This window comes from Psychrobacter sp. Ps1, from assembly GCF_022129425.1.
Lineage (GTDB): Bacteria > Pseudomonadota > Gammaproteobacteria > Pseudomonadales > Moraxellaceae > Psychrobacter.
On the sequence record NZ_JADQAN010000008.1, the window covers coordinates 88,048 to 107,127 of the forward strand.

The 19,080-nt window shown below is 43.8% G+C and carries 15 protein-coding genes; 2 read left to right on the plus strand and 13 right to left on the minus strand.

Features of this window, described 5'->3' with window-relative positions; all coding sequences use genetic code 11:
* Positions 1 to 63 precede the first annotated feature (63 nt).
* From uvrA to yghU, 5 genes are all read right to left on the minus strand, one after another.
* On the minus strand, positions 64 to 2,622 hold the full coding sequence (gene uvrA, locus I3249_RS05905) for an excinuclease ABC subunit UvrA (RefSeq protein ID WP_238069085.1): 2,559 nt from the start codon (positions 2,620 to 2,622) through the stop codon (positions 64 to 66).
* Between the two features lie 237 nt (positions 2,623 to 2,859).
* Positions 2,860 to 4,104 carry a DUF819 family protein gene (locus I3249_RS05910; protein WP_238069087.1) on the minus strand — a complete coding sequence of 415 codons (1,245 nt, stop codon included), beginning with the start codon at positions 4,102 to 4,104 and terminating at the stop codon, positions 2,860 to 2,862.
* Positions 4,105 to 4,381: 277 nt separating this feature from the next.
* A complete protein-coding gene (locus I3249_RS05915; protein WP_201607158.1) occupies positions 4,382 to 6,052 on the minus strand; it encodes a DEAD/DEAH box helicase in 1,671 nt (556 codons plus the stop codon).
* Positions 6,053 to 6,655: 603 nt separating this feature from the next.
* The gene (locus I3249_RS05920; RefSeq protein WP_238069089.1) at positions 6,656 to 7,948 is read right to left on the minus strand and encodes a DUF1176 domain-containing protein; all 1,293 of its coding nucleotides are present in this window, start codon (positions 7,946 to 7,948) and stop codon (positions 6,656 to 6,658) included.
* 264 nt (positions 7,949 to 8,212) lie between these two features.
* Positions 8,213 to 9,034 (minus strand): glutathione-dependent disulfide-bond oxidoreductase, encoded by an 822-nt coding sequence (gene yghU / locus I3249_RS05925; protein WP_179799168.1) that lies wholly within the window; start codon positions 9,032 to 9,034, stop codon positions 8,213 to 8,215.
* A 342-nt stretch (positions 9,035 to 9,376) separates the two neighbouring features.
* Between yghU and I3249_RS05930 the strand changes: the two genes are divergently transcribed.
* Entirely contained in the window at positions 9,377 to 10,753 is a 1,377-nt protein-coding gene (locus I3249_RS05930; protein WP_201548237.1) for a DHA2 family efflux MFS transporter permease subunit, read from the plus strand.
* Positions 10,754 to 10,934: 181 nt separating this feature from the next.
* On the opposite strand, the gene bfr (I3249_RS05935) is transcribed toward I3249_RS05930, so the two are convergent.
* The 3 genes from bfr (I3249_RS05935) to I3249_RS05945 all read right to left on the minus strand — a co-directional run bounded on the left by bfr (I3249_RS05935) (position 10,935) and on the right by I3249_RS05945 (position 12,522).
* On the minus strand, positions 10,935 to 11,414 hold the full coding sequence (gene bfr / locus I3249_RS05935) for a bacterioferritin (RefSeq protein ID WP_057760255.1): 480 nt from the start codon (positions 11,412 to 11,414) through the stop codon (positions 10,935 to 10,937).
* A 68-nt stretch (positions 11,415 to 11,482) separates the two neighbouring features.
* Entirely contained in the window at positions 11,483 to 11,971 is a 489-nt protein-coding gene (gene bfr, locus I3249_RS05940; protein ID WP_201607172.1) for a bacterioferritin, read from the minus strand.
* A 359-nt stretch (positions 11,972 to 12,330) separates the two neighbouring features.
* The gene (locus I3249_RS05945) at positions 12,331 to 12,522 is read right to left on the minus strand and encodes a (2Fe-2S)-binding protein (protein WP_101205900.1); all 192 of its coding nucleotides are present in this window, start codon (positions 12,520 to 12,522) and stop codon (positions 12,331 to 12,333) included.
* A 388-nt stretch (positions 12,523 to 12,910) separates the two neighbouring features.
* Between I3249_RS05945 and I3249_RS05950 the strand changes: the two genes are divergently transcribed.
* A complete protein-coding gene (locus I3249_RS05950) occupies positions 12,911 to 13,240 on the plus strand; it encodes a metalloregulator ArsR/SmtB family transcription factor (protein WP_238069091.1) in 330 nt (109 codons plus the stop codon).
* A gap of 165 nt (positions 13,241 to 13,405) precedes the next feature.
* Here I3249_RS05950 and cysA read toward each other — a convergent pair whose 3' ends face one another.
* The 5 genes from cysA to I3249_RS05975 form a co-directional block, all read right to left on the minus strand.
* Positions 13,406 to 14,128: a sulfate ABC transporter ATP-binding protein gene (gene cysA / locus I3249_RS05955; protein WP_082624600.1), complete on the minus strand. Its 723-nt coding sequence runs from the start codon at positions 14,126 to 14,128 to the stop codon at positions 13,406 to 13,408.
* Positions 14,129 to 14,224: 96 nt separating this feature from the next.
* Positions 14,225 to 15,175: a sulfate ABC transporter permease subunit CysW gene (gene cysW, locus I3249_RS05960; RefSeq protein ID WP_238069092.1), complete on the minus strand. Its 951-nt coding sequence runs from the start codon at positions 15,173 to 15,175 to the stop codon at positions 14,225 to 14,227.
* 1 nt (position 15,176) lies between these two features.
* On the minus strand, positions 15,177 to 16,061 hold the full coding sequence (gene cysT, locus I3249_RS05965; RefSeq protein WP_057760265.1) for a sulfate ABC transporter permease subunit CysT: 885 nt from the start codon (positions 16,059 to 16,061) through the stop codon (positions 15,177 to 15,179).
* A 223-nt stretch (positions 16,062 to 16,284) separates the two neighbouring features.
* Positions 16,285 to 17,376, minus strand: a complete 1,092-nt coding sequence (locus tag I3249_RS05970; RefSeq protein ID WP_238069093.1) for a sulfate ABC transporter substrate-binding protein — start codon at positions 17,374 to 17,376, stop codon at positions 16,285 to 16,287.
* A gap of 268 nt (positions 17,377 to 17,644) precedes the next feature.
* Positions 17,645 to 18,772: a sulfate ABC transporter substrate-binding protein gene (locus I3249_RS05975; protein WP_238069110.1), complete on the minus strand. Its 1,128-nt coding sequence runs from the start codon at positions 18,770 to 18,772 to the stop codon at positions 17,645 to 17,647.
* Positions 18,773 to 19,080: the final 308 nt, after the last annotated feature.

The window sequence follows — 19,080 nt, forward strand, 5'->3', positions numbered from 1 at the left end:
AAAACCCCATTTCTAATACTCATACTTATTTTAATGACGCGTACTAATATAAATATATTTCTATTACATCAATAAAAACGGTGCAGTACGGCTGTCTTTCGATTGGGCAACGTCATATGGCGTACCTTGAGCAACAATCATTCCGCCCGCATCCCCTGCTCCTGGCCCAATATCAATAATCCAATCACTATTGCTTGCCACTTGCATGTCATGTTCAACCATGATGACGGTATTACCCGCATCGACGAGACCATTTAACTGCTTCATGAGCATAGACACGTCAGCAGGATGTAGGCCGGTGGTTGGCTCATCTAATATGTATAACGTGTCGCCTCGCTGCGTGCGTTGCAGCTCAGTGGCAAGTTTAATGCGCTGTGCTTCGCCGCCCGATAATTCGGTAGCAGGCTGGCCCAGACGTAAGTAGCCAAGTCCAACTTGTAGCAATGCCTCTAATGCACGCAAGATAGGCGCTTCATCAACAAAAAATTCGTGAGCCTCTTCAACTGTTAAGTTTAATACTTCAGCGATATTTTTATCTCGATAAGTGATTGCTAGCGTATCCTCGTCATAGCGTTGACCATGACAAACCTGACAAGGCGCATAGACGCTTGGTAAGAATAATAATTCAACACTGACAAACCCTAAGCCTTCACAGTTTGGGCAGCGACCTTTTTTTGTGTTAAATGAAAACCTGCCAGTATCATAGCCATGTATTTTTGCTTGCTTGGTCGCCGCAAACAGCTTACGCACATCATCAAACAAGCCAGTATAGGTTGCCAAGTTAGAGCGCGGTGTACGTCCAATTGCTTTTTGATTAATATTAATGAGACGTCGGACATGCTCCATGCCAGCGACGATTTCACCGCCAGTTACTGACTCAAGCTCCTGCTCAAGTAAGTCCGCCTCACCGACAGGCGATTCTGTGACTGTTTTTTGCCCCAACGCTTCACTGATCAGCTCTACCAAAGCTTGACTGACGAGACTTGATTTGCCTGAGCCCGAGACCCCTGTGACACTGGTCATTACCCCAAGCGGAAACTCAACGTCTAATCCTGTTATGTTATTTCGCTCAATATTGGCAAGCTTAAGCCAGGCTGCTGGCTGCCTTGTATTAGATTTTGACTGTGCGTTAGATGTCGCATCGGCAAAGAGATATTGACCAGTATGCGACTGTTCAATCTCACGAAGTCCATCTATAGGGCCACTATAGACAATCTCGCCACCATGCGTGCCTGCCTTTGGCCCGACATCGACTACCCAATCAGCATGTCTGATGACACTAACGTCATGCTCAACAACAAACACTGAATTCCCAGCTGCGATTAGCTCATCCAATGCCCCTAGCAATGCTTGAGTATCAGCAGGATGTAGACCAGCCGATGGCTCATCAAGGACATAGACTACGCCAAACAACTGCGAGCGAATTTGAGTGGCCAAACGTAATCGTTGTAGTTCACCAGGAGAGAGTGTCGGTGTGGTACGCTCAAGTGAGAGATAGCCTAACCCTAACCTTGTTAGCGCTTCAACACGAGAGAGAATATCACTGGCGATACGCTGGGCAACGATGGCTTTCTCGTGGTTTGGCGTGTCATCAGTTACCTTAGTCCGCGCTGTTTTTTCCAGTTTTTCCGCCATTTCAGTCAGTGTTAGCTGTGATAGCTCTCCGATATCGAGTCCTGCAAACTTAACCGATAGCGATTCTTTCTTTAGTTTTTTGCCGTGACATTCAGGACACTCAGATATCTGCATAAACTGCGAGACACGCTTTTTAGTACGCGGGCTTTGAGTGGTAGCAAAAGAGTGCAAAATGAAGTTTTTGGCACTGGTAAAAGTACCCATATAGTTTGGCTTTTCGCCTTTTTCGATCGCATCGCGCGTTTGCTCAATATTGTATTCAGGATAGACAGGTACTGTTGGCGTATCATCTGTAAACAAAATCCAATCACGCGTCTTTTTCGGCAGTGTGTGCCATGGTTTATCGATATCATAGCCCAATGTAGTCAATATACGGCTGAGGTTTTGACCTTGCCACGCTGGTGGCCAAGCTGCAATTGCCCGCTCACGGATGGTTTTGGTATTGTCTGGCACCAGCAGCTCTTCAGTGACCTCAAAGACACGGCCGATACCTGAGCAAGTCGGACAAGCGCCATCTGGGGTGTTGGGAGAGAATGCATCAGCGTATAGAATCTCTTGATCAGCGGGATACTCTCCTGCGCGTGAGTACAGCATACGCAGGCCATTGGATATCGTCGTAACACTACCCACAGACGAGCGCACTGAAGGCGTACCCCGCTTCTGCTGTAAAGCGACTGCTGGTGGTAACCCTTCTATAGAATCAACGTCTGGCTCATCGACCTGATCAATGAGTCGTCTGGCATAAGGCGATACAGAATCAAGATAACGGCGTTGTGACTCGGCAAATAGTGTACCGAATGCTAATGACGACTTGCCTGAGCCTGAGATACCAGTAAAGACCACCAAGGCATTACGAGGTAAGTCAACATCAACGTTCTTCAAATTGTGTACGCGCGCACCTCTGACCTGAATATTATCTTGGTCAGGGTTATAAAGGGTATTTCTCACTGTGCTTGTTTTTTCTTCTAATTTTTCTGAATTTGCCATAGCGTTATTGTTCCTATCGAATCGTTGTTTATTCCTAACGTGCTTAGTTTTCTTTACTTGATTAGTTGTCTTTATTTAATTAGCAGAAAGGTTAACACGTACTCATGTGTGGCCATGGCTAGGCTTACATATCAATAGCATAGATAGACAAAACGATAACTCAAGTCACCCAATCATTAATAATAAAAAACCCGCATCAAGGCGGGTTTTGTTTAGCAAGAACTGAAAATTTAGACATTAAGACACAACCAAGCGCATCAATTGGGTGCTGATATAACCACCAAATGTCCCTACTGCGTAACCTAAAATACCCAAGAACACGCCAACAGGCGCTAGCGATGGATGAAAAGCTGTGGCGACAATCGGTGCAGAAGAAGCACCGCCCGTATTGGCATTAGAGCCAACTGCCAAAAAGAAGAACGGTGCTCGAATGATTCTAGCAACGGCAAATATGATAACGACATGGATGCTCATCCATAGTAAACCGATAAGCAATAGTCGCCACTGTGAGACGATTCCAGCCAGATTGATTTGCATACCGATTGCGGCGATTAATACAAAGATAAATACCGTGCCGATTTTTGATGCGCCAACATGATCTAACCTACGTATCTTAGTGAACGAAAATATAACACCTATTACCGTAATAATTACCACCATCCAAAAGAACGAGCTGGCAAAGCTATACTGAACGGCCCAGCTATAAGGTGCAAAGAACTTTGCAATCTGGCCACCGATAAAGTGTGCCACTCCGACCATCGCAAAGCATAAACCAAACATCACCATCAAATCATTAATGGTTGCTGGGCGGGCATGATCACGCTCATAGCTTTCAACTGCTTTGACTATTTTATCAATGCTACTGGTATCCGCGCGTAAAAAACGGTCTATCTTATCGCTATGTTTCGCCATCACCAAAATAGCCAGCAGCCACAATGAGGCATTGGTAGTATCAACCAAAATCATCATACCAAACAAATCATCACTGACCCCAAACAGCTCCTTCATTGCCGCTTGGTTGGCTGCGCCGCCGATCCAACTGCCCGCTACGGCCGAGAACCCACGCCATAACGTATCATCGGTAAACATCGCAGGCGATATCCACTTAGCGACTCCCAAACTGATCGGGCCACTGATGACGATAGCAATACTGGCAGCAAAAAACATCGCGATTGCTTTCCAGCCTAAGCCCAGTATTTTAGGCACATCCATGGACAAGGTCATCAACAGCAAACTTGCTGGCAGTAAGTAAGTGGCAGTAAAACCATAAATCTGCGAACCAACACCATCAGCAAACACGCCCAAACTGTTTAGAGTAGCTGGTATAAAGCAGCAAAGCACAATACCAGGCAATATGGCATAAAATCGACGCCAAAATTTACCCGGTAAGCCTTGGGTATAAAAAACCAGACCAATAATGGCCATGATGATGCCAAAGGCTAATGGCAAATTATCAATTGCTAAGTTTGAGGTGGCAGGCATCAAGGCGCTCCAAGAGTTACAACGGGCAAAAGTAAATCAGTATAGACAAGGCAAAAAACTCCTGCAAGCAGCCATCGACTATTAGCTAGGATTTGCCGAGTAGTATTTGACGGAATAAATAGCAAGGTAACGGTTAGGCAAGTAAGGGCATAAAGTAATCATGGCGCAATATAAAACAGGTAAACACAAAAAAGCCAGATAACAAGTATCTGGCTTTTTCAATGCTATCTTTAGACGATTAATGAATCAATGATTTTAATCGTCAAATATAGCTGTATTACGAGTTGTTACCACGGTTGCCGCCGTTTGGACGACCTTGGCCACGGCTGTCAGAACGACCAGCTGGACGACCTTGGCTGCCGCTTGGACGACCGCGACCAGTTGCAGCACGCTCACCACGTGGAACGCCATTGCTATCACCGCGGCTTGGGCCACCAGTGCGCTTGCCTTGATACGGCTTGCCACCTGAACGCTCATTTGGTTTGCCTGACGTGTCACGTGGCTTACCTTGATAACCGCTGTCATTGCTAGCGCGTTGACCAGTTGGAGCGCTGTCGCTTGAACGACCACGACCTTGACCACCACCGCTAGATTTACCAGCATAGCCACCGCCTGAACGACCACGGCCTTGACCGCCACCGCCGTTAGAACGACCACGGCCACGGCCACGACCATTACCTTTGTTTTCGCTAGGTACGTAAGTTTTCTTAGGCTCCATACCTTCGATGATACATACTTCCATTTTGCGATCTAGATAACGGTTGATAGCGTTAAGCTGTGGACGATCATCCATGCTACATAGGCTGATAGCAACACCAGTACGACCAGCACGACCACAACGACCGATACGATGGACGTAATCTTCAGTCTGACGCGGCAAGTCATAGTTGATAACGTGCGAGATAGCTGGGATATCTAGACCACGAGCAGCAACGTCAGTCGCTACTAGGATTTTTACTTTACCATTACGCAAGTCTTGAACGATACGGTTACGCTTGCTCTGTGGCAAGTCACCATGTAGGAAGCTTGCTTTATGGCCTGCTTCTTGTAACTGTTTAGCCAGTTTTTCAGTGCTACGTTTGGTAGCAGCAAAGATAATGATTTGTTCCATATCTTGTTGGCAAACGATTTTGTCAAGTAAACGGTTTTTGTGATCAAAATCATCACAGTAGTACACTTTTTCTTCGATGTGTGCAGATTCTACTTTGATTGATACGCGCTCAGGGTTCTTAGTGAAACTGGCAGCGATTTTACCTACTGGGCCATCCCAAGTTGCTGAACACATGATCGTTTGACGATCGATTGGCGCTGCACGAAGGATGTCACTGATGTCATCAGCAAAACCCATGTCTAGCATACGGTCAGCTTCGTCAAGTACCAATACTTCTAGGTTTGACAAATCAACGCGACCTGCATTGATATGGTCAAGTAGACGACCAGGAGTTGCAACGATTACTTGAACGCCCTTTTTCAAAGCAGTGATCTGACCGTTGTATGGTGCGCCGCCAACTAGTGGTACACAAAATAGACCGCGCATATCTTTAGAATAAGTGCGAACGCTGTCATGTACTTGCTGAGCAAGTTCACGCGTTGGCGTTAGGATAAGTGCTTTGGTTAGTTTGTCAAAGCTAGTAGCACGGCTCAAACGGTCAAGTACAGGGATAACGAAAGCCGCTGTTTTACCACTACCCGTTTGCGCTGACAATAAAAGGTCACGACCAGCTAGAGCAAAAGGAATGGCTTGTTCTTGAATAGGGGTTGGATTGGTATAGCCACTGCGATCAAGGGCAGTAAGAATTGGCTTAGCAATGCCAAGATCAGTAAAAGTGATTTTGTTTTCTTCAGTGGCGTCAGTAGCAGCCGCTTGAGTATTGTTATCAGTATTTGGAGTGTCAGTGCTTTCGATGATGCCGTTTTCAGCGGCGATTGCAGATAAGATGTCAGTCATAAGAATCCTTGGTAAGTATAAGTTGCTGTAAATTCAGCAAACTTGATGCATACCACTGATAACCGTTCACCACGCTGCTCTTATTAGCATTACCGAGCAATATAAAATTGTCGATAATTAGAAACCAAGCCAATAGAGCTTAGCGTCTTTATAATAAATGCGTTCGTGCTGTCTGACGTATTTTGGTGGTAGTGCCGAGTGTCTTATCCTTGCTTGATATACGCTCATTATCAATGCTTTGTCCAAAGCAGATAAAGGCAAACAGCAACCAATCTAGACCCTAGTTATAGGCCAGTAGATAAGATATGAGTCAAAAATAACTGATATTTTTAAAGGTTATTTAAGTACACAAAATCATCGGCAACAATTACTTATGGTCATCCTAGACCCAAAATCGCAGGCGATGTTATCAATCTCATAATTCACGAAAGCCTAAGCTAACGTGGCGACGCAGTATAGCACAATAAAAAAATATATGTACCTATTTCTTCAATTACTGAGTAAATAAGCACTAACAGTGTTGATAATAAACAAGTTTAGTTGTTTTATTTAATAACTACAGCAAATTTAATAACTAAAGTAAATGAACTATTAGCGATTTATCTATCGTACTACTTTAACTTCTGTGACATAGGTAGGTAGCTGCCATGCCCCGCCCGCCTCGATTAAGCGGCAAAGTCCTGTGGTGCTTTCATGACTTTTTTCAAAGGCACGGCCTGTCCATAACCAATCGGTTTTGCTTATGCAATCACCGATGCCGCGACCTTTTTGTACAGAGGTAAGCTTGCCTTTATCGTAGCCAGTAGCATTGGTCGTTACCAACGTTGGCTTATAAGGTTTACTGTCATTAATCACCCAAACCCCTGCTCCAGCGTTATAAGCGCCTGTCCAGCATTCATGCTGTGCCAACAGTTGCGAGCCATTTAGACGACTGATACGCCAAGGTGATTTGTCTGAAAGATTGGGACAAACTCTGTCCGCATCTTTCATTGTGCCTTTTACCAACGCTGCCAACTGAGAGGACCTCATTACAAACTTTTTGTCATTACCATCGTCCGCTTTGGCGCTTGGAACGATGAACTGCAGTACCGGTGCGGCTTTAGGAGGTAGTATACCGCCACTAGATTTCACAGCATCGTCATTTTTGATAAAAGCACTGGATGTACCAACGCGACCTTGGAACTCATCGGCTTTTAGCATAGCAGCACTGGCACCTTTGTCAGAGAGCTGCCAACGTGAATTGCGCAAGGCCAACGTAATCTTGCTAGATTTGGTCAACGCCTCTAACAATGCAGTTACCTGCGCTTGAGTAAGCTCAGCGTTACCTGCAGCGGCTGAATATGGCTTCGTTTCACCATAATCCTTGTCGTTAATAAACAACGAGATGCGATGACGATTACCGAGCTGCATTAGGGCTTTAGACGAGCTGTCCTTTGCCCCGCCAAGCTTTACTTTACCATCCACGCCAGCATTCGCACCTGCGCGGCGTACGAGCAATATAGAAACCGGGAACTCGCTGTTATTCTCTGCTTGATACCCTGCCAGCCGGCATGTACGCGTATTATCACAAGCGACTTGCCAGTCTTGACTGGTAAACTCAGTCGATGTACTGGCCATACTGGTGGTACTAAATAAAGCTGTGCTAAGCGCTGCAAGTACAGGCAGTAATATTTTATTTTTTATCATATAGGTGGGTTGTTCTTTTATTTTTTTAGGTATGTTTTCTGAGTAATACTCTACAATGATGTTTTTGGGATTTTTATTAAACTGGGCACTATCTTTATAGCTATTGTCATCATACTTATTATCGTCATAGGTAATCCCTGACCTACTAACACCAGTTAAATCAACGCCTTTTGATAGCGACATATTGTTTATATAATTATTGTCTTTCATAATCATCACCTTTCAGTAGAAGAAGTATAAACACCTGTCTATTGTAATGGTGCTCGGCTATCTTAACGCACTAGTGTTTCTATCTGTTGTACTAATGTATCATTGTGTAAATACAAAAGGAAGACCTAGCATACATTATATTCATTTTTATGAATATAAGTAAAAAGGCTGATAAGCTATTTGCTTATCAGCCTTGCTGCTCTGTTTAAGGTTTATTTATGCTTAAACTGTACTGTTAGATCTAAGCTGTACTGAGTACTTAGTTTAGTCGATTGGTTTTAGCTCTAGCGCTACTGCACGTTTGACCGCAGGACGTTCGGCGATTTTCTTAGCCCAACGCTGCAAGTGTTTGTAGTCTTCTACTTGTAAAAATTCTGCTGCATCATAGAGCTTACCTAGTGCCAACTGGCCATACCAAGACCAGACAATCATATCCGCAATGTTGTAATCAGATTCATTATTGCCGCATAGGTACTCATGATCTTTTAAATGCGTGTTTAATACATCGAGCTGACGCTTGGTTTCCATCGTATAGCGGTTGATTGGATACTCTAAAGGTTCAGGCGCATACGCATAAAAGTGCCCAAAGCCGCCACCTAAGAAAGGCGCGCTACCCATTTGCCACATAATCCAAGACAGACAATCTGCTCGCGCTTTGCCAGTAGCCAGTGGCAGAAATTTATCAAACTTTTCTGCTAGATACATTAGGATAGCGCCTGACTCAAAGAGTGCTATCGGCTCCCCCGCTGTATCAGTAGAATGATCGACCAAGGCTGGAATCTTTGAATTGGGGTTTATCTCTACAAACCCTGAGCCAAACTGCTCGCCTTTAGAAATATCGATTTTGTAGGCATCATATGCTGCCCCGTCAATACCAAGCTCTGCCAGCTCTTCTAATAGTATGTTTACCTTGACACCATTTGGTGTATTTAACGAGTACAGCTGTAACGGGGCATCACCAACGGGCAGCTCTTTATCATAGCGAGCTCCAGACGTTGGACTATTAATACTAGCAAACTTGCCGCCGTTGTCTTTATCTTGCGTCCAAACTTTTGGTGGTACGTATTTATTATTATCTTGACTCATAATTTATCCTCGGTTTGTATTTATGACTGCCGCGAAGGTTTACTATAACGAGAACTCATAACGATATTAAAGTCCTCTCTTGTAATCAATGTTGTGTTTCTACTGCCAAAGTAAATAGAGACGAGCTATTAGCACGCATCGAATTTTTTGTCTTATTTCGCCTCTTTAGCTGTCTGTTAGCTACCCTTTGCATCGTTGCTTTTATATAAGTTATCTTATATCAGTTACTTTGAGTCACTTTTATTATAAGCCAGGCTTTCTTATACTACTCAGCTTGCATAGTGATCTGCTCGCAAATACGCTATTTTCTTACTTCATAACGAGACGTTCAATGGGACTCACATGGTAACGCTCACCCCGACTCAAGATAAATATCTGCCTTACGTACTAGCGGTAGCGCTATTTATGCAAATTTTAGACGCTACTATTTTGAACACCTCGTTGCCACAAATGGCGCAAGCACTGGGTGAGTCACCACTAAAAATGCAGTGGGCAGTCATCAGCTATGCATTGACCCTAGCGATTTTTATCCCTATCAGTGGTTTTTTAGCGGATAAATATGGCACACGCCGCGTATTTTTATCCGCGATCATCATTTTTTGTGTTGGCTCATTACTATGCGCGGCATCGCAAACGTTAGATTTTTTGGTTGCTTCACGTGTGGTACAGGGTATCGGCGGGGCCATGATGACGCCTGTCGCTCGCTTGATATTGGTTAAGTCTTATCCGCGCAATAAGCTGCTCACTGTGATGAATTTTGCTGTGATACCTGCATTGGTTGCACCATTAGTCGGTCCAGTATTGGGCGGCTATATCGTGCAATATGCCAGCTGGCATTGGATATTTTTGATCAATATACCGATGGGCGTGGCAGGTTTTATTATGGGCAAAAAACTGGTGCCAGCGCTATATGAAGATACTAAGCGTCTTGATTGGACAGGGTTTGTATTGTTTGCTGCCGCTGCTTGCGGGTTTACACTGGCTGTCGAGTTTGGTTCACAGACAGGTCGCGGAGTTTATGGGTTGTTGCTTGGGTTGGGCGCAAGTCTATTGATAGGCGCGTATGTCTGGCATGCCAAACGGCGAGCAGCTCCCCTGTTTCCACTCAGCTTGTTTGATATTCGCACCTTTCGAATTGGTATTACAGGCAATTTGTTTACGCGGCTTGGTATCAGTGCCGTGCCATTTCTGCTGCCCTTGTTACTCCAAGTGGTGTTTGAGTACTCACCTTCGCAGGCAGGTTGGTTGCTTGCCCCGATTGCGGTGGGTGCTATAGGTATCAAACCTTGGGTTAGCAAGATTATTCAGCGGTTTAGCTACCGTAAAGTACTGGTCTATAATACCTTGTTTATGGGTTCGCTTATCATTGTGCTAGCGCAGTTTAATGATGCCTCGCAGTGGCTATGGTTTATACCCATCCTGACCATCATGGGTGCCTGTAACTCCATGCAGTTCAGTGCGATGAATACGATTACTATTGGCGATTTACAGGGCACACAGACTAGTAGCGGTAATAGCTTAATGGCGGTCAATCAGCAGTTGGCGATTAGCTTTGGTATTGCGTTCGGTGCTGCTGTGTTGAATCTATTACGTGAGCGTCTACAGATGGATACGTTAGTAGCGTTCCAAACCACTTATTGGATATTGGGCATTTTGACCATTCTCTCGGGGCTGTATTTTTTACGTTTAAAACCTGAGGATGGCCGCGGTTTATACTAGGGCGTGTCTTCAATCGAGATAAGCTTTCTATTGAGTGAGATTTTACGTACGACAAGTCTTTATTCTGTATAGCCAAAATGTTAAAAATAGCTTATCTATAGACAGAAAAAAGCCAGTATGTGATTGGATTATCAATCTCATACTGGCTTTTTATTACGACTTACATCAATAGTTAATACTATTATGCGTCATCATCACTCATTTGCGATTGGATGTAGCGCTCTACACCAATACTCTCGATTAAGTCCTGCTGCGTCTCTAACCAATCTTCATACTCTTCATTGCCATCTTTTAGCGTGACTAATAGCTGGCGAGAGACATAGTCAGACTTTGTTTCACATAAGGTGACGGCATCAGTAATAATATCAAATTTTTGTCTCTCAAGACGTAAATTGCACTCAATGATTTCTGGTACATCTTCACCGACCAAGACCTTGCCCAGTTCCTGCAAGTTTGGCAAACCGCCTAACAGTAAAATACGAGCGATTAGGTCGTCTGACCATTTCATCTCAGCAATAGATTGCTTATATAATGAGTCATTAAGCGCTTCTAGCCCCCAATGACGTGCAATACGTGCATGCAAAAAATACTGGTTGATGGCAATCAATGACTGCCCAAGTACTTTGTTTAACGCGCGAATAACTTCTTTATCCCCTGTCATTACCTTTCTCCCTTTATCTCTATTATTTATGCTGAATACTGTGAATGCTAGTCATACGTAGGATGATATCAGACAATATTAGGAGTGACTTCAGCCACTTGGCTTTGTAGGTAATTCGGTAGACCAATCATGTCGATGAGACGGAGCTGCTGCTCAAGCCAATGCGCATGATCTTCTTCGGTGTCTTTCAACTGCTCAACCAGCATCTCACGCGTGACATAGTCATGCTCTGCTTCGCAAAGTGCGATGCCTTCTTTTAGATGCTTTTGTACTTGGTACTCTAAATCTAGGTCAAACTGCAACATCTCAGGGACAGTCGCACCAATATGGATAGCGTCGACCGACATCTTTGGCGTGCCACTCAACATCAAGATACGGCGAATGATATTCTGTGCGTGTAGCGTTTCGTCTTCCATTTCATGATGGATACGGTCGTATAACTTGCCATAGTGCCACTCAGCGTACATCTCTGAATGAATAAAATATTGGTCACGAGCGGCAAGCTCACCACCTAGTAAGAAATTCAAATAATCAATGACTTTCTGGCTACCTATCATAACGCGTACTCCCCTATTTATTTTTACCGATCACCATACATCCACAATTTATCATATAAGGATAGCATAATTGGCAAACTGATCAGTAAAATCAAAATCAATAAAATGGCTTCTAATCTCAGGTAAATATAGTAGCATACAGGCGCAGTATAGGGTGTAACGTTATGAACTAAGAATAAGATGCTAATTGAGAATTATAATTAGCTACAACCAGTATTGATACGTATTATGTAACATGCTGGCGTTTGAGTGAGATTATATGGACGCTTGCACCCGACCCTTTATGTATAATAAAGTTAGATGCAGAATATTGAATATATTTTATCGTATTATATTACAAGGTATATGATTGATAATATTTAAACGGCGTATGCTAGATTATCGAGTTTTGCATGGTGTTCGTCTAGGTAGTCATTGACCATCGGCTCACAACAGCCACAGCACGTTGCTACATCGAGCGTATCTTTTAGACCATCGAGCGTATCAACACCTGCAGCAATAGCTGCTTTGATTTGCTTTTCTTTTACGTTGTTGCAGATACATACGTACATGGATTGGCTCCTCGGGATACCACTATTCGATAATGACAGCATACGACACTTATACAAAAACCTTTGTGATAAGTGTCATTGATAAACGGATAATTTACTGTTTTTTAGCAATGAAAACTTAGTCGTTGAAATCACGTTTATCGCTTGCAGTATAATAACGATAATTATTATCATTTTCAATCACATTCGATATATTTATTTTTCGAGACAGTATCCTTATATTACAGGCAGTTCATTTATGTAAGTGGATATAAGTGTGCGTGTAACCGAATATTGTCAAAGGTAGTGAATTGACGATGAACTGTAAATTTGATTATTTTTTAATCGATTTTGTAGATAACTGCTGTTATATTGAACCCCTATTAACGAAGCCCATTGGAATTCACCTATGTCTGATAATAATTTTACGATACGACCTATCGATTTATTCAAAGTCCTATCTGATCCGACACGTCTAAAAATATTTCAAATTCTTTTTAAAAAAGAAGCACGTTGCGTGGGTGATTTGGTAGATATGCTGGACCAGCCACAACCAACGATATCACGCCACCTAAACCACTTGAAAAAATTGGGTATTTTGAGCTGTGTACGTGATGGTACTTGGATGTGGTATGAGGTCGCTGATGATTTACCAGATTGGTGTCAAGATATCTTGGACATCACCTACGAGCAAATCACTCCTAGAGACACTAGTAGAGATGTATCAGATCTTGCTTAGACACTAGTGTCCGCTTAGATTTTTGGTTCTTTGACTGTGCTTTATAAAAAGCGTTAAAGACCATAAATCTGCGGCAATGCTCCAGACCAAAAAAGACCTACTTTCGTAGGTCTTTTTTTTGCTCAACTATTGATAATTTGACTTAAATTGCGCTAGATCAAATGCTTATACAAGATCTAAGAAGTCGCTAATAAAGGCATTGGCAGGCTGGTGTATTAGCTCTTCTGAAGTGCCTACCTGCTCTACTCGGCCTTGATTCATCACGACGATCTCATCTGATACCGCACGTGCCTCTTCTTGATCGTGCGTTACCATGATACTGGTGATACCAAGCTCGTGGTGGATGTTCTTTAGCCATGTGCGCAGCTCTTTACGGACTTTGGCATCTAGTGCACCAAACGGCTCATCTAGCAGCAACAGCTTCGGTTTGACAGCAAGTGCACGTGCTAAGGCAATGCGCTGACGCTGACCACCTGATAGCTGATGTGGATAAGCATTGGCAACTTGTGGTAGCTGTACAAGGTCTAAGAGCTCTGCCACACGCTTATTGATATCAGCTTTGCTTGGGCGTTCGTTTTTTGGCAACAAAGTCAATCCAAAGGCCACATTGTCCGCGATGTTTTTATGGCGAAACAGCGCATAATGCTGAAACATAAAGCCAATATGGCGCTTTTGAACTGGGGTATTAGTCACATCTAGCTCATCAAACAATACCTGTCCAGAGTCGGCATACTCTAGACCCGCGATAATACGTAGCAAAGTGGTCTTACCGCAGCCTGACGGGCCTAGTAACGTCGTCAGTTTGCCAGTCGGCACGGTGATATTGATATTGTCCAAAGCCGTAAAATTGCCGAATTTTTTATTAACGTTGCGAATCTCAATGCTCATAATCGTATCTCTTATTATATCTTTTGTCGTATCGTGGCAAGTAGCTGAGTAGCGACTGCATCCGTAGTATTAACATCATTTATCAGATAATGGCAGTTATACCTTGCCAGTGCTGTCCGCACTCGTCGATTCAGTGGCGGCAGTGGCGTTAGCACTTACTGGCAGCTCAGGTGCGCTGGCAAGCCGCTCAGACTTGGCAAATTTACGCTCTTGTATCTTGGTCATGACTTGCTGAATCAGTAGCGTCACTAAGGCCAATGCAGCCAATATGCTTGATAAGGCAAACGCAGCGGTAAAGTTATAATCGTTATAGGCAATCTCAACCAATAGCGGCATGGTGTTGGTCTCGCCGCGAATGTGACCGGAAACCACACTGACCGCACCAAACTCACCCATCGCTCGGGCATTGGTCAAAATCAAACCATATAGCAGCGCCCATTTGATATTAGGCAATGTCACATGCCAAAAAGTCTGCCAACCAGTCGCACCTAAGGTTAACGCTGCTTGCTCTTCAGAGTCGCCTTGAGTCTGCATCAATGGAATCAGCTCACGCGCAACAAAAGGAAAGGTCACAAACAATGTAGCCAAAATGATACCAGGTACTGCATATATGACCTGAAAACCCATACTCTCAAGCCAGCCGCCAATAGTAGAGTTCAGTCCAAACAGCAGCACAAACATCAAACCTGCAACCACTGGTGATACCGAAAATGGCAAATCTAGTAAAGTGGTGACCAGCTGCTTACCTTTAAACTGATAGCGCGTGACCAACCATGCAATTGCGATGCCCATTACCATATTAATTGGTAAGACAATCGCCGCTGTGATCAATGTCAGTTTGATCGCTTGCAAAGCTTCAGGGTCTACTAATGAAGCAATATACAACTGCCAACCATTTTTAAAGGCTTCGTAAAACACTGCCAGTAATGGAATGACCAACATGACAATCATGAATAGCACTGCAATGGCAATAAAGGTGCGACTTATCCATGGCGTATCTTTGGTCGCGGCGTTGCTTTGGTAGTCGTAGCTATTAGATATTTGCATATTAGCGAGCTCCTACACGGCGCGACAGTTTCCACTGCATGATATTAATGGTCAGCAAGATGACAAATGATATGAGTAGCATAAATAATGCAACCGCAGAAGCACCTTGAATATCAAACTGCTCAAGCTTACTGATAATGATGAGTGGCAAAATCTCAGACTGCATCGGAATATTACCCGCGATAAAGATAACTGAGCCATACTCACCAGTGGCACGAGCAAACATCATACCTGCACCCATTAGCAAAGCAGGTAACAACTCTGGCAAAATCACTTTACGAAAAGTCGTCAAACGATTGGCGCCCAATACCGCAGCGGCTTCTTCAAACTCAACGGACAGCTCAGCAAGTACTGGCTGCACCGCGCGGACAATAAAGGGGAAGCTCACCACAACCAGTGCTAGCCAAATACCTATCGGCGTAAAGGCGACTTGAATATCGAACTTGGCAAACCATTGACCAATCAAACCATTAGGTGCATATAAAGTGGCAAGCGAGATACCTGTAACGGCCGTTGGTAGTGCAAATGGTAAATCAACCAAGGCATTAATCAGTGACTTACCCCAAAACTCATAGCGGACAAGTACCCATGCGACTAGTGTGCCAAATACCATATTGGTCAACATCGCCAAAAACGACATCCATAAGCTCAGCTTGATAGCGGCAGTGACTTGTGGCTGGGTAATAGTTTCCCAAAAGCCCGTCCAACCCATCTGCGTCGTGGTATAGGCCATCATGGCAAACGGTAGTACCACCAATAACGACAAGCTAAAGACAGTAATACCCATGCTCAGACCGAACCCGGGTAGCACATTGCGCTGACGCAAACGGGTCAGCCAACCTTTTTTATTGCCGGGCTTACTGGCAGAAGAAGATGTTGCACTCATAGTGATGTCCTATTGCCTAACTGATGGTACTTAGCGAGGGTGCTCACTGTAAGACCATTATTACCATTGTTATCAAAATTATTATTGGTCGGCTTATGATATAAAGGACATAGTGCGTACGACCATGTCCTTTACGGGGTGCTTCATGACTGACTGTACGATTAACTGAGTTAATCCGTTTCAGTGGTTAGCGCAGTAGCTGCTCTAAGTACTTAGCAAGTGATTACTGAGGCGCGTTAATTGCCAATTGGTCAAATACACCGCCATCGCTGAAGTAAGTGCTCATGATCTCATCCCACGTACCAAAGGCATCATTCGGGCGGAAAGTCTCAACTGGCGGTAATTTGTCACCGTTTTTGTCAAGCACGCTCTTAACGCTAGGACGTAGATATAGATTGGCCGCTAGCTGCTGAGCAGGCTCACTCCATAAGTAATCAAGATATGCTTTGGCAGCGTCTGTAGTGCCTTTTTTATCTGTTACGGTCTTCACAACTGCCACAGGGCTTTCTGATTTGATCGAGTATTTTGGATAAACGATGTCTACTTGACCTGCGCCAAAATCAGTTGCTGCAAGGTTGGCTTCGTTTTCAAACGTGACCAACACATCACCAATACCGCGCTGTACGAAAGTCGTTGTCGCGGCACGTCCGCCGTTTTCATAGACTTTGACATTTTTTAGCATGTCTTTTACGTAGCCTTTAGCTTTTGTTTCATCTTGATTAAAAGCATGTAGACCATAACCGTATGCACCCAAGAATGCATAACGACCGTTACCTGTGACCTTTGGATTGGCCATGACAATCTCAACACCGTCTTTGGTCAAATCTTCCCAGTCTTTGATATTTTTTGGATTGTCTTTACGTACCAAAAATACGATCGTACTGGTAAACGGCACCGCGTTGTCTGGGAATTTGCTTTCCCAATCTGACTCAACCAAGCCTTTTTTCTCAAGCAGCTCAATATCAGAGCCTTGGTTCATGGTAGCAACATCGGCTTGTAGACCGTTGGCAACAGACAATGCCTGTTTGCTTGAGCCGCCATGTGATTGTTTGATTAAGATATTGCTGTTTGGGTTCTCAGCTTTGTAGTGCTCAACAAACAACGGGTTGTAGTCTTTGTAGAAATCACGTGCCACATCGTATGAGACATTAAGTAGCTCGATATTTTGCCCTTCTGTCATCGCTGAACCATCAGCTGCGGCCTCAGTAGTTTCACTGTTGCTACAACCAGCTAGACCAAGAGTCAAAGCAACGCCAGCAATACTCAAGGCACTAAGAGTTTTACTTTTCTGTTGATAAAGAGCTACGTCTGTCATAAATACCTCAAAGATGTCTGTTGTGTAATGCAAGTATGCTAACAGCGCCATCTTATTATGTTTAATGATGAATATGCGTATGTTATTGCCAAAAGGGAATAACCAGTAAACAAAGCCAGATATATCAATAAGTTGTTAAAAGAATCTCTATGTATAACTGACTGTTTGTTTATTGATGGTTTGAATGCTGACATGCGCCCTATCTATCTTGTCCGCGTTTCATTGAAAGCGGCTAAGATAGATAGTTCTATAAACTAAAAATTAACCACTACTTAGTACTTGCCAGCTGATCGAAACGGCCACCATCTACAAAGAAAGCATCCATAATCTCTGCCCATGAGCCAAACACAGCCACAGGTTCAAACGTTTCAATATCAGGCAAAGTATCTTTATGAGCAGCTAGGATTTGCTCATCACTTGGACGCATGTACATTTTTGCCATGAGCTCTTGGGCAGGCTTATCCCATAAGCCTTTCAGATAAGCACTGGCTGCTTCCGTCTTACCAGATTTTTCAGTCACTGCCGTTACGACCGCTACTGGGTTGGCAATCGTAATCGAATAGCTCGGATATACGATATCAACGTTACCCTTTGCAAATTGCTCTGCAGTCAAATGTGCTTCGTTTTCGGTCGTGATCAACACATCACCTAGACCACGCTGAGTAAAGCTGGTCGTCGCAGCGCGCGCCCCATTGTCATAAGTGACCACATTTGCCAGCAGCTTTTTGATAAAGTCATTGGTTTTTACAGGGTTTTCATTACTGTTTTCTTTGAATTGGTGCAAACCATAACCGTAGGCACCTAAGAAGGCATAACGCGCCGTGCCACTGGTTTTCGGGTTCGGGATGACCACATCGATATCATTACGGGCCAAATCTGACCAGTCTTTGATATTTTTTGGATTACCAGCGCGGACCAGTAGCACCATGGTGCTGGTGTACGGTACGCCATTATTTGGGAGTGCTTGCTGCCAGTCAGCAGCGACCAAGCCTTTTTCAACCAATAAATTCATGTCAGTTTCTTGGTTGAAAGTAACCACATCAGCCTGTAAACCATTGGCAACAGAGAGTGCTTGCTTACTAGACCCACCATGCGATTGGTTAACCTTTACCTCGCTGTCTGGATGGGTTCTGAGATACTCGGTACTAAACAACTCGTTATAGTCTCTATAAAAATCGCGAGACACATCATAAGAGACATTGAGTAGATTGACATCTTGCGTCTCGCCACTGGCATTATTTGCCGCGTCATCTTGCGTCGCTTCGGTTGGACTGCAGCCTGTCATTATCATCGCTGCTGCGAGCATGCCGCTGGTGGCAAGTACACGCGCTTTTACAGGCTTATTATTAGTTGATTGAATGCTAGCAATGCTAATTTGTTGGAATTTTTTTTGCATGATGCTCTCGATAAAAGTATTAGAAGCGTTTGTCAAAATCTTGACCATCATCACAGAGCCTACAATTTTTTGAGTTCGGTTGTCGGGATGATGCAAGCTATGCTAGCAGCATAAATAGCAAACGCTTAGTGACGAATTAGCTTATCGACTAGTGAAGTTGGCATAAGTGATAAGAGCAATCGTTTTGCATTCGTTTTGCATTATTAAGAACAAAATGGGTTGAGTAGTTGCTGACAGGTTTATTAAGTAGACTATGACTTGGGTAGGCTGTACCATTATTTGTACGTCATAAAGCTTATTGTATCAAT

Excerpts from the sequence above, each read along its gene's own strand:
- yghU (WP_179799168.1), bottom strand. The coding sequence starts at position 9,034 with ATGAGTCAAGATAATAATAAATACGTACCACCAAAAGTTTGGACGCAA.
- I3249_RS05945 (WP_101205900.1), bottom strand. The coding sequence starts at position 12,522 with ATGTACGTATGTATCTGCAACAACGTAAAAGAAAAGCAAATCAAAGCA.
- I3249_RS05950 (WP_238069091.1), top strand. The coding sequence starts at position 12,911 with ATGTCTGATAATAATTTTACGATACGACCTATCGATTTATTCAAAGTC.
- I3249_RS05970 (WP_238069093.1), bottom strand. The coding sequence starts at position 17,376 with ATGACAGACGTAGCTCTTTATCAACAGAAAAGTAAAACTCTTAGTGCC.
- cysT (WP_057760265.1), bottom strand. The coding sequence starts at position 16,061 with ATGAGTGCAACATCTTCTTCTGCCAGTAAGCCCGGCAATAAAAAAGGT.
- I3249_RS05910 (WP_238069087.1), bottom strand. The coding sequence starts at position 4,104 with ATGCCTGCCACCTCAAACTTAGCAATTGATAATTTGCCATTAGCCTTT.
- uvrA (WP_238069085.1), bottom strand. The coding sequence starts at position 2,622 with ATGGCAAATTCAGAAAAATTAGAAGAAAAAACAAGCACAGTGAGAAAT.
- I3249_RS05915 (WP_201607158.1), bottom strand. The coding sequence starts at position 6,052 with ATGACTGACATCTTATCTGCAATCGCCGCTGAAAACGGCATCATCGAA.
- I3249_RS05975 (WP_238069110.1), bottom strand. The coding sequence starts at position 18,772 with ATGCAAAAAAAATTCCAACAAATTAGCATTGCTAGCATTCAATCAACT.
- I3249_RS05920 (WP_238069089.1), bottom strand. The coding sequence starts at position 7,948 with ATGAAAGACAATAATTATATAAACAATATGTCGCTATCAAAAGGCGTT.
- bfr (WP_057760255.1), bottom strand. The coding sequence starts at position 11,414 with ATGACAGGGGATAAAGAAGTTATTCGCGCGTTAAACAAAGTACTTGGG.
- bfr (WP_201607172.1), bottom strand. The coding sequence starts at position 11,971 with ATGATAGGTAGCCAGAAAGTCATTGATTATTTGAATTTCTTACTAGGT.
- I3249_RS05930 (WP_201548237.1), top strand. The coding sequence starts at position 9,377 with ATGGTAACGCTCACCCCGACTCAAGATAAATATCTGCCTTACGTACTA.
- cysW (WP_238069092.1), bottom strand. The coding sequence starts at position 15,175 with ATGCAAATATCTAATAGCTACGACTACCAAAGCAACGCCGCGACCAAA.
- cysA (WP_082624600.1), bottom strand. The coding sequence starts at position 14,128 with ATGAGCATTGAGATTCGCAACGTTAATAAAAAATTCGGCAATTTTACG.